We start from the raw sequence: 16,198 nt of genomic DNA, 5'->3' as shown, positions 1-16,198 counted from the left end.
TCGCGGTGTTAAGCTAATGTTAGCCAAACATTAAAAAATTAACTTTGTTTTTACGATTTTTTAATGCAAAAACACCAAAAATTAACCTACAAAAAACACATTTTCCTTATAAATTACAGTGCTTGATTGACCATTTATTTTATTAAAACAGGAACGAATTAACTCAATAGCCATTTTATTTAACAATCTTTTTTTCGATCCAGTAAAAACTTTCTGCTATAAGTCGTTCTTTTTCAGTTTTAATAAACTGCAAATAAGCATTCGCAACTGGTGAGAATTTCTTCCCCTTCAACCAAATTAGATTCCAATTGGATTTTATAGGTAGTCCTTTCACCGGTACGATTTGCAAACTACCATTATTCAATTCATTTTTCACTCCGATCAATGGCATGATCGAACATCCTAAACCCGCTAGAACAGCTTGCTTAACAGCCTCATTTCCGGTCAATTCTATTTTTTTTGGCACATTTAAATTATTGTTATCTATAAATTTCTCCATAATGTATCGTGTACCAGAACCTTCTTCACGATAAATCACTGCTAGATCTTCTAAAATAGAAACCTCATTATTCTTTTTATCGAAAGCTTGATTTGCATTTACCATCATATAAAGTGCATTTGGCAACAACTCTACTTTTTCAATCTGAATCCCATCAGGTAAAACGGACACTAGTGAAAAGTCAACTTCATTGTGCTCCAAACTCTCTAAAACTTGTTTTTTATTAGTTACGTCTAAGATCAAATCTACACCAGGGTTTTGCTTTAGAAAGTCAGACAAAAAATAAGGCATTATATATTTACCTGTAGAAACAATTGATATTTTTAAACGTCCGCTCAATTCTCCCTTATATGCAAGTGTCTTGTAATTGATTGCTTCTACTTCATTTAATACTCTTTCAGCAGCCGTAGCAATTTCTTGTCCAAAATCAGTGATATACAATTTTCGACCAATTACTTCCGTCAACGGAAATTCAAATTGATCCTGAAAATTGCGTAGCTGGATAGAAACGGCTGGTTGCGTAAGGTGCAACTCTACAGCTGCCTTAGTAATACTCATATTTTGAGCTACTTTTAAAAAAACATACAATTGATGCAAAGTATAGTTCATAAAAACATTTTATGGATTTCATTACAAATATAAATAAAAACAAATGGATTGACGGATTTACATTTGCAGGAACTTAAAATAGCAAAATTATGAAGTTAGAAAAATGGCTACCGCTCCATGTGAAGAAGAGAAAATTACGATACCGGATTTATATCAAAATTTAAAATCAGCTAAAACTAAACTATCAAATCGCGCTACAAAACAATAAATCTACTTAAAATAACAAAAATGAACTTCGACTTATTATTAGAAAACATTACCAACCCTGCTTTATTATTTTTCTTATTGGGAATTATAGCTGTTCGTCTAAAAAGTGATTTAGAAATACCGAAGAACTCATCAAAGTTCATTTCGCTCTACCTGCTTTTCTCTATTGGTTTTAAAGGAGGACAAGAATTAGCGCATAGTGATTTTACGATGGACATTATCTGGTCTGTCTTATTTGGAGTTTTCATCGCAGTTATTATCCCTTTCTACAGCTTTTTTATCCTTAAAAAACATTTTAGTATAGAAAATTCGGGCGCCATTGCAGCGGCATATGGATCTGTAAGTGCGGTAACATTTGTAACTGCCATCACGTTCTTAGAAATGCAAAACTACACATTTAGTGGTCACATGGTTGCTGTGATGGCTTTGATGGAAGCTCCAGCAATTATTGTAGGGGTAATTTTAATTCGATTGTACAATAAGAACGAATCGAGCACTACTAAAATTAGTTCGCTCATCAAGCATTCCTTTACTAACGGAAGTGTGTTATTAATTACAGGGAGTTTAATTATCGGTTTGCTGGCAAGCGACCAGCAGGCCCTAGGCATAAAACCTTTTACAACCGATATGTTTAAAGGATTCTTGGCTATATTTTTACTTGACATGGGAATTGTAAGTGGCCAAAAACTAAATGATTTCTTTAAAAGTGGATGGTTTAGCTTTGTTTTTGCAATTATAATTCCGCTTATAAATGGTATCATCGTGGCATATTTATCAAACCTCATCACAGATGACATTGGAAACCGATTCATATTTGCAGTATTAGCAGCAAGTGCCTCGTATATTGCTGTTCCTGCCGCCATGAAAATTGCCGTTCCAAAAGCCAATCCCGGTATCTTTATACCGATGGCATTAGCAATAACATTCCCCTTTAATATTACCTTTGGAATGCCAATATATCTGTCTGTAATATTGTGCTCATAATAAAGATGGAACTAATGCTTCTTAACCACTGGTCTTTCTAAGGTAAAAGAAAATTCAGAGCCAATTCCAAATTCACTTTCGACATAAATTTTTTCTTTGTGCGCTTCAACAATGTGCTTTACAATTGCCAATCCAAGACCAGAACCACCTTCCTCTCTAGATCCACTTTTATTTACACGATAAAAGCGCTCGAAAAGTCTTGGAAGGTGTTGTTTTTCAATTCCGCCACCATCATCACTTATTCGAACTAATATTTTTTTCTTGGTCAAGTTTACAACCGAAACTTCTGTCGTTCCGTTTTCTCGTCCGTATTTTATTGAATTTATAATTAAATTTTCAATTACTTGCTGAATACGATCACGATCACCTCTTACATAATTAGGCAAAGCAGTATTGTTATCAAACGACAAAGTGATATTCTTTTTTTCTGCTTTCATCTCTAAAAGATCAAAAACATTCTGAATTAATTCGAAAATATCAAACTCTGAATATTCTAAATTCAAGTCACCTGCTTCCAATTTAGTAATCATATCTAAATCTTCAACAATATAAATAAGGCGCTCTACTCCTTTTTCGGCACGTTTTAAATATTTTTTTCGAATCAATTTGTCTTCCATTGCTCCGTCAAGCAAAGTAGAAATATATCCTTGAACGGTAAATAGTGGTGTCTTTAACTCATGGGAAACATTACCCAAAAAGTCCCTACGGTATTCTTCACGCACTTGCAATAATTCAATTTCTAATTTTTTATCGGTGGCAAACTTTTTCACCTCTCGCGTCAATGTTTCCATATCTGTCGTGATGGGTTGATTAATCAAAGTGCTCGATTCAAGTAAGGAGACGTCATCATAAATTTTCTTGACACGCCTGTATATAAACCGCTCCACTCTATATTGAATGACCAAAAAAGAAAAACCAAACAGAATCACGCTAAAAACCAAACCAAACCATAATAACCCATTAAAGGTGGACGGAAACATAGCAGCTACCAATAAAATCACAAAACCTGTCGAGAAGAGACTGATATAGAAAGATGATTTTATTGCGAATTTGTAGGTTTTTTTAAAACTGATTTTCATTAACTTATTGCGTATATAGTAAAAATGGGCATAAAGCCCATTTTGATTTTTTCTTTTATGTAAATATAAAGAAGTGTGTTTAAAATTCGAACTTAGACTTCAAATTTGTATCCAACACCTTTAATAGTTTTAAATAATTCTTCGCCAATTTTTTCTCTTAATTTTCGAATATGAACATCGATAGTTCTTCCGCCAACAACCACTTCATTACCCCAAACTTTGTCTAGAATTTCATCGCGTTTAAAAACTTTTCCAGGTTTTGATGCTAATAGATAAAAGAGTTCAAATTCCTTTCTTGGTAAGGAAATCTCTCTTCCTTCCATGACAATTTTATATTCCTCACGGTTAATTTCGATTCCACCTACATTAAGAGTTTCACTATCTTGATCAGCTTCGACTAGTCTTCTTAATAATGCTTTTACTTTACTTACCAACAATTTTGGTTTGATTGGTTTTGTGATATAATCATCTGCACCAACATCAAAACCTGCCACTTGAGAATAATCCTCACTTCTAGCAGTTAAAAAGGTAATAATAACATTGCTTAATTCTGGAATTTTTCTAATATTTTCACAAGCTTCCATACCATCCATTTCGGGCATCATCACATCCATAATGATTAAATCTGGAATTTCTTTTTTGGCTTTTGTTATTGCTTCTTTACCATTAGCTGCAGTAAAGATTTGATAACCCTCTTGTGCAAGGTTGTACCCTACAATTTCTAAAATATCCGGCTCGTCGTCAACTAATAAAATCTTAGTGTTCTTGTTTTTCATAATTATGGCAAAATTAGACTTAAATCATAAGCTATACTCCTATTATTAAACTTAATGATTACAATTGCGATGGTAAATATAACAATAAAATAATCGACAAAAAGTAAGGTTTACATTAATTTAATCTCATAACATTTTGATAATATTAACCAAACATATTCGTAACAAGTGGTTAACTTGAACTTTACAGAGGTACCCTTACTTTGCAAAAAATTTAACCAAGAGTATGAAACTTAAATTATTGATTTTCGCATTTTTAATCTGTTCGCTGTCTTATTCACAGAGTAAAGGAACGATAACAGGAGTATTAACCGATAAAGAATCTAACAACGAAACATTACCTTTTGCTAACGTAATTGTCAAAGGAACAAGTGCTAATACCACAACTGATATTGCCGGTAAATATAGTATCAGTATCAATCCTGGAACTTACACAATACAATTTAGCTTTGTAGGTTACGAACCAATAGAAACAGCAGTAACCGTAGTTGCAGGACAAACAGTAACAATCAACAAAGCTTTGTCTTCTGGAGGTTACAAGCTAGAAGATGTAGTTATTAAGGCTGCAACCATAAACAGACAAAAAGAATCTGCCTTATTGCTAGACCAAAAGAAAGCGGTAGAAATCAAACAAAGCATTGGCGCTCAAGAATTAACCCGTAAAGGTGTTAGTGATGTAGCTGCAGCTGTTACCAAAATTAGTGGTGTTTCTAAGCAAGAAGGTAGCGGTAGCGTCTTTGTAAGAGGTCTAGGAGATCGTTACAATGTAACTACTCTAAATGGATTACCATTGCCTTCTAATAATCCAGCGAATAAAAATATAATTTTAGATATTTTTTCAACAGATATAGTTGAATCAATAGGTATTAGTAAAACTTTCGAGTCGCAAAACTACGCTGACTTTGGAGGTGCAAATGTAGACATTGTATCAAAGAAAATGAGTGGCTCTCCTTACGTACAAGTGGGTGTAAGTCTAGAAGGAAATAGTAATGTGATGAAATTAGATCATTTTTATTTACAAGACGGTCCATCTTATTCAGGTTTCAAAAATGTGAGCGCTCCTAGCAATCCGCTATTACCTTACAATTATTCATCTAGTTGGGATAGACAGGAAAGGAAAAATACTTTAAATAATAATTTTTCACTTTCAGGAGGGAAAAAATTTAATATCGGAGAAAGCGGTTCTATAGGAGCTTTTGTAACAGCATCGTTTGATGCAGACAACAGATATCTTGAAGGTGTTTACAGAGCTAACATTACTGCTCAAGGATCTGCAAATGTTGATTATTTAAGAAAATCATATCAGTTTAATACCAATACAACTGTTATGGGTACTGCTGATTATAAAATAAATAGTAAAAATTCCCTTCTTTACACTACCTTATTTTTAAATTCAACTGCGCAAGATTACAGTGAATACAACGGTTTTAATATTGAGTTCTCTGGTTTAGATCAAATTGGATTTATCAAACGTGGTACGTTTGACAGAACAGAATTATTATTAAATCAGTTAATGGGTAAACATGAATTTAATGAAAGATGGAATGGTAACTGGAATGTTGGTTATAGTGTACTAGACAACACTATACCTGACCGTATGCAAAACACTTTTGTTCCTACTGAGGATGGATCAACAAACTATACTTTTTTCAAAAACTCTAGTATCAACAACCACCGTTACTACCAAAACTTAGAAGAAAAAGAAATTTCTGCCAATCTTTCAGCATCGTACAATTTTAATAAATCAGCAGATGATGAATGGAAAGGTAAAGCAACTCTTGGTTATTCAGGTAAGTTGAAAAATGTGAACTTCGATTCGCAACAGTATTCGTTTTTTCCAGAAACAAATAAAACTTCTTTTCCAGTAGAAGGATTTCATAACACTGATTTGTACTTGAATGCAACAAATTTTGATCTTTCTAATGGAGATAGCTCAAGTCCACTTTCTCAGTTTTACGAAGGACATTTGAACATTCATGCTGTTTATGGAAACGTATTATACAATTTTACCGATAAATTGTCTGTCATCTTAGGTGGTCGATTTGAACAGATAGAACAATATGTTTATTACGAAAGTTTGGATGCTCCAAATGGTACTAGTAGAACATATGCTCCAGTAAAGTTCTTACCAAGTGTGATTGCAAAGTACAAATTGAATGATAAACAAAATTTAAAATTTGCAGCAAGTAACACATACACTTTACCACAATTTAAAGAAAAGGTGAAAATCCTTTTCCAAGAAGTGGGACAAAGTTTTGAAGGAAATGACAAGCTTTATGCGTCAACAAATTATAATGTAGATTTAAGCTGGGAATTATACCCTAGCTCTGATGAAATTTTATCTTTTACAACCTTTGGAAAGATTATTCAAAATCCAATCAACGAGATGTACACTAACTCTTCATCTGGAAATATTACCTACGCAAATACAGGAGAAAAAGCAGTTGTTGCCGGTATAGAATTAGAATTCAGAAAAAATATATTCGAAATCAGTAATGATAATGGTTTAAAAGACAAGTTATCATTCGGATTTAATGGTTCTTATATGTACCAAAATCAGGATTTAAGTAACAATAAAGTCTTAACCGAAAATGGATTTGGTGCCAATTTCACTTTTACAGATTCTAAATTATCTGGCGCATCTGATTTTCTAGCTAACGCTGACATATCCTTTTTAAAAGAATTAAAAAACGATAGAGATATCTCTGCAACAATGACCTATGCTTACGTATCTGATAAACTGGCTGTATTAGGAACTTCTGCTAGAGGAAATTTAGTAGACAAAGCTGTTAACAGATTGGATCTAATCATCAAAACGAATTTAACTAAAAAGCTAAATTTAGGATTATCTTATAAAAACATTTTAAACCCTGCTTATAGAAGGGTAACAGAACAAAGTAAAGCACCAGTAATCAAGACGGATGATGTACTAGCTAGCTCGTACAAAATAGGATCAAACGTAAGTTTGTCTTTAAAATATAAGTTTTAAAAATAAAGAAGCAGCATCTAAATCGGCTAGTTATCAACAAGATGACTAGCCGATTTTTTAGTTAGTAGTAGTGCATGTAAATTTAATGTTATTCACAATTGTCTTAAACTAAAATTATTTAACAACATGGTAATAATGAGTTAACGTAGTAAAAAGGTTAAAAATGTTCCTTTGTAATGTTAAAAAATATAAACAAAATAATAACAAGAAAATGAAAAAATCAATTACAGCAATATTATCGGTAGTAATTATTGCATTTACAAGTTGTACTAATGATGATACAACAGATTCAAATGCTTTTGTTTTAAAAGTAGATGATTTACAAGGAGACATAAATAGTACAGATGGAGCAAATGGAACAATTACTTTGGATGCTACAAAAACTTACACGTTAACAGGAGGACTTATAGTAAGATCTGGTGCCACTTTGACGATACCTGCAGGAACTAAAATTCAATCTGACCCAGATGCAACTGCAGAAGAGGCTAAAACAATTTTTATTGCTGTAGAAAGAGGTGCAAAAATAAACATAAATGGTACTGCAACTAGTCCAGTAGTAATGACATCTGGAAAAGCAACTCCTACTGAAGGAAACTGGGGAGGTTTAATTATCTGTGGTGATGCAAAAGTAAACACTGGTGATAATGGTACATCTGAAGTTGGTGGTTTGTTATACGGAGGAAACAACAATGCAGACAATTCAGGATCAATCACTTATTTGAAAATCTCATACACTGGATCAAAATTTAGTGATTCTAAGGAATATAACGGAGTTTCTTTCTTTGGAGTAGGTAGCGGAACTGTAGTTAATAATATCTACACTTTTGAAAGTGGTGATGATGCAGTTGAATTCTTTGGTGGAGCAGTAAATGCTAATAACCTAGTATTGATCAACTCTTATGATGATTCATTAGATTTTGCAGATGGTTATGTTGGAACAATTACAAATGTTTACATTTCTGGAGTATCTTTTGCAGGTGTAGAAGGTTCTAACAACGGAGCAAATGATATCGCTACGCCGATGACAAATGCTAAAATTACTAATATTTCTATTGTAAAAGGAACAGAAGCTAAATTTACAGCATCTGAAAAAGCAATCAACTTCAAAGAAGGTGGTGGAATTGAAACATACACAAACTTATTTGTAAGCGGAATTGATGTCCTTGCAAAACTTGATACTAATACAGGAGCAACTGCAAGAATTGCTGCAGGAGAATTTAAAGTAAACGGAATGAACTTTGCAACTGCAAACAATACTTCTGCTTTCTACAATACTAGTACTCAAACTGGTGCTGGTTTAGGTGCAACATTACCTGTTTGGGCTGCTTGGACAAAATTGTAATATAATATTCAAGTCTACCGGACTTTTAATTATAAAAAATGCTCTCTTTAAAAGAGAGCATTTTTTTTTGGTATAATATTTGTTTTTACTTATATTTACTTAACAAAAAATATGCGATGGCACAAAAATACTTTTATACTATTCTCTTAATGGTTTTTATTTGCTCCTATAGCGTTACTGCTCAGGAAAATAAACAATTACCAAAAACGCAAGATAGCGCTACTATTGAAGGCCTAAATTTGTATCCAAATCCCGCAAGTAACGGTAGAGTTTCTATCGCAACCAAAAATGATTTGAATAAAGAGATCGTGATTTTTGACCTATTAGGTAAGAGAATTTTGCAAACTCAATTGAGCGGTAGAGAGCTAAATATTTCTAGTTTATCTCCGGGAGTTTACATTATTAAGATTAATGAAGATAACGCTACAGCTACCCGTAAATTAATTGTAAGATAAAATCTAACAAGGAAAAGTTAAAATAAATGCTAGTTTCTACCATTACCATATAGGTAATCGTCAAGCTCTATTTTGAAGAGTGTGGTCGAAACTAAATTATTCATTTGAACCATTTCATTAATTGACATAGCCAAATCCAACTCGTTGAAAGGAGTTTTAAGCAGATATTTGGTGCAGCTATTTTTTAGATCACAATCATCGCAGCAATGATTTTTTGAAATACTATCTTCTATTAAACATTTAAATGCAACTAACTCTTTAGGTTCAAGTTGCAAACCCGTTTCTTTAAAGACCAACTGTACTTTACTAGTGTTCGTCTGCTCTTCCTCTATCCAATAAAAGGAAACCCCAAATTCGTTCTGATATATTTCTTGTATTTCTTTCATGATAAATATATTGTTATCACAAATATATTATTTTTATTTGTTCTAAATAAGAATAATTAGTAAAATATATATTTAAATATAATAATTTCTATAGGTGAACTATTAAGTATCGAAATTGCTTTATAGCTACAAACAGGTCAATAGCTCTAAGTGAAATGGCATCCTTTATGTTTCTTTTTTACACAAAGAAATAGTCTAAAGCCGGTGAACTTTTCTGTTATAAGAAAATCAGCCTGCTCAGTCTTAAAAAATATAGCTGTATTACTCAGTAGTTACTCCTTATCGTCGATGTCATCATTTAGATCTAATTTTCTAAAAGTTGGGGAAAATGTACCTGTCAATATTACTACCAACACAGTCATACAACCTCCAAATACAACTGCAGTAACCGTACCCATCAATCGAGCAGTTAGACCGCTTTCGAATGCTCCTAGTTCGTTTGAAGATCCAACAAACATAGAATTAACAGAAGACACTCTACCACGCATATGATCTGGCGTTTTTAAGAAGAGAATAGTTTGACGAATTACCACAGAAATACCGTCAAATACACCGCTCAAAAATAATGCTACTAATGAAATCCAGAAAACAGAAGAAAGTCCAAATACGATAATACTGATTCCGAAACCAAAAATGGCAATAAGCAGCTTCATACCGGCATTACTATTTAGCGGAACGTAAGCTGTTACTATCATAGTCAAAAATGCCCCGACTGCTGGAGCTGCCCTTAAAAATCCGAAACCCTCCGGGCCTACTTTTAAAATGTCCTGTGCGAACACTGGCAATAAAGCTACGGCACCACCAAACAGAACAGCAACCATGTCTAATGTAATAGCTCCTAAAACTGTTTTATTATTGAAAACAAACTTCAGTCCTTCACCTAAGCTTTGCATAATTGGCTCTCCTATTTTCGGGTTCATAATAGGCTTGGCCGCAATTTGTGTCAAAGCCAATAAAGCCATAATAGAACAAATAAAAACAGAGCACATAGACCAATGTACCCCTATTAAATGTATAGAAAATCCAGCAACTGCAGGACCAACAACAGATCCCACTTGCCAAACTGAACTACTCCAAGTCGCTGCATTTGGATATACTTTTTTGGGCACAATTAAAGATAAGAATGAAAAAATAGTTGGACCGATAAAAGCACGAACTAGACCACCTAAAAAAACCATAAAATAAATCGCATACAAAACGGTTTCAATATTGTAGTCTGCTATTATTGTTGGCCATGTTAATAAAAAAAGTCCAAAGCTAACAACTGAGAACGCAAGAATACATTTGAGTAACATTCCTTTTTTTTCTTTCTGGTCTACTATATGACCAGCAAACAAGGCCATTGAAACAGCTGGAATTACCTCCATCAATCCAATTAAACCTAGAGATAATGGGTCTTTTGTAATGCTGTAAACTTGCCATTCTATGACAATAAATTGCATAGACCAGGCAAATACCATGGCAAAACGCACAAGCAAAAAGGTGTTGAATTCCTTATAACGCAAGGCTTCGTAAGGATCTTTTTTTATTTTTTCGGGACTCATGATCTAGTGTCTTTTAATCGTAATTGTATGGATGTTTTTCCGTTCCATTCGTTTTCGTCAATGCAATAAGCCGCTTCAAATGGTTTTTGATGGGTTACAATTCCCAATTTATTTCCCATTCCGAAGCCTATTGCGGCCAGTCCCTCAGATTGGTTTTGCTTGACAAAAAGACGAAGGTGTTCATTGTCTTTTCCCATTGGTTTTCCGTAACCTGTTTCGATTACGTTTTTACTCATAAAAACGGGAGTCATGTTGAGTGGTCCAAAGGGTTCAAACTGTTTCAAGATTCGAATGAATTTTGGTGTGATATTACAGAAATCAATTTCGGCATCAATTTCAATTTCTTGAACGCGTTGCTCGGGTAAAATGGTTTCTTGTACTTGTTTTTCAAATGCAGTTTTAAAAGCAGCATAATTTTCGGGTTGTAAAGTCATACCCGCTGCATACATATGACCTCCAAACTGTTCTAGGTGTTCCGCACAAGCTTCTAGAGCATTATAAACATCAAACCCTTTGACAGATCGAGCAGATGCAGCATATTTTTCGCCACTTTTTGTAAATACTAGCGTAGGGCGATAGTGCGTCTCAATCAGGCGTGAGGCTACTATGCCGATAACACCTTTGTGCCAATCTTCTTGAAAAACAACGGTTGAAAAACGGTTTTCTTCCTTATTATTGGTGATTTGTCGCAGTGCTTCTTGGGTGATTTGTTGGTCTAATTCTTTTCGGTCGGCATTGTTTTGTTCGATTTCAAGAGCAAAGGCTTGCGCTTGGTCAAAATCAAATTCGGTTAATAATTGGACAGCATAATTGCCATGCCTAATGCGACCTGCAGCATTGATTCGGGGTGCTACAATAAAAACAACGTCGGTAATATCAAGTGTTTTTTTCTTGACTTGATGTACCAAAGCTTTGATGCCTGGTCTAGGATCATCGTTGATAACTTGCAGTCCAAAATGTGCCAAAACACGATTTTCACCCGTCATGGGTACAATGTCTGCGGCAATTGCGGTGGCTACCAAATCAAGATATGGTAGCAAGTCTTCTATCGTTTCATTTCTGTTCGAACCCAAGGCTTGGATCAGTTTAAAACCAACACCGCAACCGCATAATTCATCATACGGGTAGAAGCAATCGTTGCGCTTTGGATCCAAAACGGCCACAGCATCTGGCAATTGATCGCCGGGTCTGTGATGGTCACAAATGATGAAGTCTATGTTTTTTGCATTGGCATACGCTACATGGTCGATGGATTTAATGCCACAATCCAAGGCAATAATTAACGAAAATTCATTGTCTTCGGCATAATCAATTCCTTTGAACGAAACACCGTAGCCTTCAAGATAACGGTCTGGAATATAGGTATCAACGTTGGGGTAGTACGTTTTTAAATACGAAGCTACCAAGGATACAGCCGTAGTGCCATCTACATCATAATCGCCAAAAACAAGGATGCGTTCTTGGTTCTCAATGGCTTGTTCTATTCGAATGACAGCTTTGTCCATGTCTTTCATTAAGAACGGATCGTGCAAGTGCGTGAGTGAAGGACGAAAGAAAGCCTTGGCATCCTCAAACGTTTCAATGCCTCGCTGTACCAATAAAGTAGCTACAAAATCTTCCACATTCAGTGCTTGAGCCAAATGTTGAATTTTTTCTGCAGACGGTTTGGGTTTTAGTGTCCAGCGCATGTTGTGGGTGATTAGGTGATACTAATTAATGCAGAACTTTTATTTTTCGAAAATAAAAAGAGTCAATGCATGGCTGAATTATTTTCTAGCCAAAGCATCACCTTCAAACTGGATACCGCTCCAACCGGTCACCATAAAATTTCGGATGTTTTGATGGCTAGTCCCTTCTGGATCGCCTAGCACTTCATCAAAATAATAGCTTCCAAAACAAGCCAAAGTTTGTTCTTGTGATAAGTTTTGCGCTTTCGCGAAAGCAAATAATTTACAAGATCCAGAATTTGTTCCAGCGCCATTGTGTGTGCTTCCGTTTTGAAAAGCGGTTGGCGTAAAATCATAATTGGCTTCGATAGTGGTGATGGTATCTCCAAAAGCAATTGATGTTGGGTTTTGGTTTAACTGTTCTAAAAAAGAGCTTATTTTCATAAATACTATATGTTTATTTTAATTTTGAACTTATTGTTTGTGCCGCTACAATGGCACCATCCATATAACCTGGATTCTCTGTGGCCGTTTCCGAACCTGCAAAGTGTAACTTGCTATTGATAAAAGAATTTTGATAAAGAGCATCACCATTATTTTGATGGGCCATAACTAAATCATTATATGGACAAAAAGTAAGTATATCTTCTCTCCATACTTTCTCATGATAAGTAACAAAATTCTCTGCTTCCGCACCATAACACTGTACAAGTTGCTTTATCACTTTATCTTGTCGCGCTTGTTTCGTGAGAACATTTGTGCTTCCGTTGAGAAAACCCATTAAAGCAAAACTAGAATTATCATAGGCGCTGTGATCGTACATCTCGGTAATGATACCCACATGACTAAACAAGGCACCAGAATACTGTTTCTGCTTCCAGAATGGACTTGCATATTCTACAGCAAATTTTATAGACTCACCCATCCAAGTATGTGTACTAAGGGCCAATTCTGTCAAAGCTTTTGGTAGTGCTGGTACATACGCAATAGTATTGATAGCCAAGTTAGGAGGTACTGTTATAACTACTTGCGATGCTAAATAAAGATAACCTTTATCGTCTTTCAATGCTACCTCGGAACCCTTATCTGTAATTTCAACTATCCTCGTATCTAATTTTATATATTCTAAACCTATGTAATTAGCTAGTTTTTCGATCAATTTTGATGTACCACCTGCCAAACGGTAAGAAGGTTCGTCTGAATCTGGAATTTCAAATTTTTGAGGAGGTACAAACGACATTGTTTCAAATAAAGAAATGCCTTGCGTATGCTGCCTAAAATAATCTAATTCTATTTCTTTTAGGAACGCCAACAAATTTGGATGTTGCCTCCCAAACCAGGTAGCTCCCATTTCCATCGTGGCAGAATTATTCCCTATAATGGTTTGAATTCGACCTCCAATTTTAGTATTCGCTTCTAAAACGAGTACATTCATTCTCTTTTTCTTCAAAAAATAGGCGGTTGCTAGTCCTGATAAGCCAGCACCTATTACAATTATAGACGACCTACTCATGACTAATCTTCTGCTGAAAATTTCTTTTTCTTAGGCTCTTTGACAATTGTCTTCCCTGCTACAACTACTACAATCTCGCCACGGGGTGCTGTTTTTTCAAAATGTGTTAACACTTCGCGAGCCGTCCCTCTTACATTTTCTTCATGTAACTTAGATAATTCTCTAGAAACACAAATCTGACGGTCTTCACCAAAGTACGTAATGAATTCGGCTAAGGTTTTAAGTAATTTGTGAGGCGAAACATAAAGGATCATCGTTCTTGTTTCTTCAGCCAGTTCCAAATAACGAGTTTGTCTACCCTTCTTTTCAGGAAGAAAGCCTTCAAACACAAATTTGTCATTAGGCAATCCGCTATTTACCAAAGCTGGCACAAATGCAGTTGCTCCAGGCAAACATTCAACAGGAACTCCATTTTCTACACAAGCACGAGTCAACAAGAAACCCGGGTCAGAAATGGCAGGCGTTCCTGCATCAGAAATTAATGCAATTGTTTCTCCCGCTTTTAAACGAGCAATTAAATTCTCAACTGTTTTATGCTCATTATGCATGTGATGACTATGCATATGTGTACCAATCTCAAAATGCTTTAAAAGTTTGCCACTCGTTCTAGTATCTTCGGCAAGTATCAAATCGGCTTCTTTAAGTACTCGAATAGCTCGAAAAGTCATGTCTTCGAGGTTGCCTATTGGAGTGGGAACTATAAATAATTTTGACATGTAGCTTTGATTTGTTTTAAATGATTATTAGCCAGAAATTCTTGTACAGACAAGAGATTCTGGCTAATATATTTTTAATGTTTACTATTTATCTTTTATAGAAATTTCTTTTCGATAATATCCATAAAACGTTCCTCATAATCCTCTTTACCTTTCCACTCATTGTAGTCTGGTTTTACCATTTGATCAATGAAGGCCTTTGTTTCATAGAAGTTATCAAAAGTAATTAATTGGTTAAGCACTCTATTATAATCTTCTCTGCTATTACCAAAAAGGTGCTTGACAAATGCAATTTGATCGTTTAGGTCAATCTCAATTCCTTTTGAGAGTTTATCATTAAGTGAAAAAGATTTAGGTGCTACTTTTTCAGGAACCTCTTCTTTTACTACAGCTACTTCGACAATTTCTTCAACTGCTTTTACAGGTTCAAAGATGGGTGCAGGTGGTATAACTGGAACTTCATCTACTTTAACAAACTGTGGTTCGTTATAATTGGCTCCTAATAAATCTTCAAATGATATTTGAATAGCATCTGCTTTTTTAGGAGGCGTAACTACTGCTACCGGACTAATCTCAACTTCTTCTTCTTCCTTTTCACTAAGTGCAAAATTAGGAACGAATGCTGGTGGCAATACCGGCTCTTCTTCTATTTCTATTTCTTCTTCTACTTCCTCTTCTATGTTTTGCTCTTCAAATAACTCCTCTTCTACATCATCTTCAGTAATATCTTCTTCTTCAGCTGTTTCTAGTTGGACTAACTCCTCGTTTTCTTCTATAGTAGCAATTTCATCCACTAAAGGCTCTTCCTCCAAAAGTGCTTCTTCAAGCTCAATTGCTTCATTTATTTCTTCTTCTAATGTAGTTTCGGTTGCGCTAACTGACTCAAGATTCTCTTCAACTTTATTCTCTTCAGAAGTTAAAGCCTCGACAGCAGGCTCTTCAACAACTGCGATTAAAGTTTCAGATACTTCCACCTCCGTTGCAGTTGCTGCTTCAAGAACATTATCTTGAACCAAAACTGGTATAATTGGATCTTCATTGTCATAGAAGGACGCTACATCATTTACCATGGCAGCATGACCAATCGTTGGTTTTACTTCGCCGTATTGCTCTTCAACAAATCGCAGCACAGATAGTTTTTCATATAATTTTTGAGTTTCCAAAAACAATTGGTTCACATCAGATTTGTTTTTAAGTTGTAAAATTCGGTGTGCAATGCTGATCAAGTCAGCTTCCAATCTTTTTTTCATAACGGTAGAATTATAATAAGTAGCGAATATTTTATAAAGTTTATCTCTTTAAAGTATCAAGGGTTTTAATGACTGCAAAGCTCATTAATTGATAAAAATTTTCTACTTTTGAGATGATACAAAAGTATAAAATCTTAAGTGCATTTATCAAGTTACAAAGTAATAAAAACTATTCATTTTTT

14 protein-coding genes are annotated in these 16,198 nt (G+C 34.7%); 4 read left to right on the top strand and 10 right to left on the bottom strand.

The window, feature by feature from the left end; all coding sequences use genetic code 11:
* Positions 1–175 precede the first annotated feature (175 nt).
* Positions 176–1,108: a LysR substrate-binding domain-containing protein gene (locus tag LXH21_RS06995; RefSeq protein WP_239863582.1), complete on the bottom strand. Its 933-nt coding sequence runs from the start codon at positions 1,106–1,108 to the stop codon at positions 176–178.
* A 228-nt stretch (positions 1,109–1,336) separates the two neighbouring features.
* Here LXH21_RS06995 and LXH21_RS06990 point away from each other — a divergent pair, with 228 nt between their 5' ends.
* A complete protein-coding gene (locus LXH21_RS06990; protein ID WP_239863569.1) occupies positions 1,337–2,299 on the top strand; it encodes a sodium-dependent bicarbonate transport family permease in 963 nt (320 codons plus the stop codon).
* An 11-nt stretch (positions 2,300–2,310) separates the two neighbouring features.
* Here the strand turns inward: LXH21_RS06990 and LXH21_RS06985 are convergent, their stop codons facing one another.
* Positions 2,311–3,378: a sensor histidine kinase gene (locus LXH21_RS06985; protein ID WP_239863567.1), complete on the bottom strand. Its 1,068-nt coding sequence runs from the start codon at positions 3,376–3,378 to the stop codon at positions 2,311–2,313.
* Between the two features lie 92 nt (positions 3,379–3,470).
* Positions 3,471–4,154, bottom strand: a complete 684-nt coding sequence (locus tag LXH21_RS06980) for a response regulator transcription factor (RefSeq protein ID WP_239863565.1) — start codon at positions 4,152–4,154, stop codon at positions 3,471–3,473.
* 226 nt (positions 4,155–4,380) lie between these two features.
* Between LXH21_RS06980 and LXH21_RS06975 the strand changes: the two genes are divergently transcribed.
* The 3 genes from LXH21_RS06975 (at position 4,381) to LXH21_RS06965 (ending at position 8,940) form a co-directional block, all read left to right on the top strand.
* Positions 4,381–7,143, top strand: coding sequence for a TonB-dependent receptor (locus LXH21_RS06975; RefSeq protein ID WP_239863563.1), 2,763 nt, complete (start codon positions 4,381–4,383; stop codon positions 7,141–7,143).
* Positions 7,144–7,354: 211 nt separating this feature from the next.
* Positions 7,355–8,485 (top strand): hypothetical protein, encoded by a 1,131-nt coding sequence (locus tag LXH21_RS06970; RefSeq protein ID WP_239863548.1) that lies wholly within the window; start codon positions 7,355–7,357, stop codon positions 8,483–8,485.
* Positions 8,486–8,601: 116 nt separating this feature from the next.
* Positions 8,602–8,940 carry a T9SS type A sorting domain-containing protein gene (locus LXH21_RS06965; protein ID WP_239863546.1) on the top strand — a complete coding sequence of 113 codons (339 nt, stop codon included), beginning with the start codon at positions 8,602–8,604 and terminating at the stop codon, positions 8,938–8,940.
* A gap of 29 nt (positions 8,941–8,969) precedes the next feature.
* On the opposite strand, the gene LXH21_RS06960 is transcribed toward LXH21_RS06965, so the two are convergent.
* The 7 genes from LXH21_RS06960 to LXH21_RS06930 all read right to left on the bottom strand — a co-directional run bounded on the left by LXH21_RS06960 (position 8,970) and on the right by LXH21_RS06930 (position 16,016).
* A complete protein-coding gene (locus LXH21_RS06960; RefSeq protein ID WP_239863538.1) occupies positions 8,970–9,326 on the bottom strand; it encodes a hypothetical protein in 357 nt (118 codons plus the stop codon).
* Between the two features lie 272 nt (positions 9,327–9,598).
* The gene (locus LXH21_RS06955) at positions 9,599–10,870 is read right to left on the bottom strand and encodes an MFS transporter (protein ID WP_239863536.1); all 1,272 of its coding nucleotides are present in this window, start codon (positions 10,868–10,870) and stop codon (positions 9,599–9,601) included.
* A complete protein-coding gene (gene recJ / locus LXH21_RS06950) occupies positions 10,867–12,558 on the bottom strand; it encodes a single-stranded-DNA-specific exonuclease RecJ (RefSeq protein WP_239863534.1) in 1,692 nt (563 codons plus the stop codon). Before recJ ends, LXH21_RS06955 begins: the two co-directional genes overlap by 4 nt.
* 78 nt (positions 12,559–12,636) lie before the next feature.
* Entirely contained in the window at positions 12,637–12,981 is a 345-nt protein-coding gene (locus tag LXH21_RS06945; protein ID WP_239863533.1) for a HopJ type III effector protein, read from the bottom strand.
* Between the two features lie 13 nt (positions 12,982–12,994).
* Positions 12,995–14,050 carry a flavin monoamine oxidase family protein gene (locus LXH21_RS06940; protein WP_239863530.1) on the bottom strand — a complete coding sequence of 352 codons (1,056 nt, stop codon included), beginning with the start codon at positions 14,048–14,050 and terminating at the stop codon, positions 12,995–12,997.
* Positions 14,051–14,052: 2 nt separating this feature from the next.
* A complete protein-coding gene (gene rsmI / locus LXH21_RS06935) occupies positions 14,053–14,766 on the bottom strand; it encodes a 16S rRNA (cytidine(1402)-2'-O)-methyltransferase (protein ID WP_239863527.1) in 714 nt (237 codons plus the stop codon).
* Between the two features lie 95 nt (positions 14,767–14,861).
* Positions 14,862–16,016, bottom strand: coding sequence for a hypothetical protein (locus LXH21_RS06930; RefSeq protein WP_239863526.1), 1,155 nt, complete (start codon positions 16,014–16,016; stop codon positions 14,862–14,864).
* Between the last annotated feature and the right edge of the window lie 182 nt (positions 16,017–16,198).

Origin of the sequence: Flavobacterium algicola, from assembly GCF_022399565.1 — a bacterium.
Taxonomy (GTDB): domain Bacteria; phylum Bacteroidota; class Bacteroidia; order Flavobacteriales; family Flavobacteriaceae; genus Flavobacterium; species Flavobacterium algicola.
The sequence above is the reverse complement of the archived record's forward strand: the minus strand, read 5'-3'. Positions and strand labels throughout refer to the sequence as shown.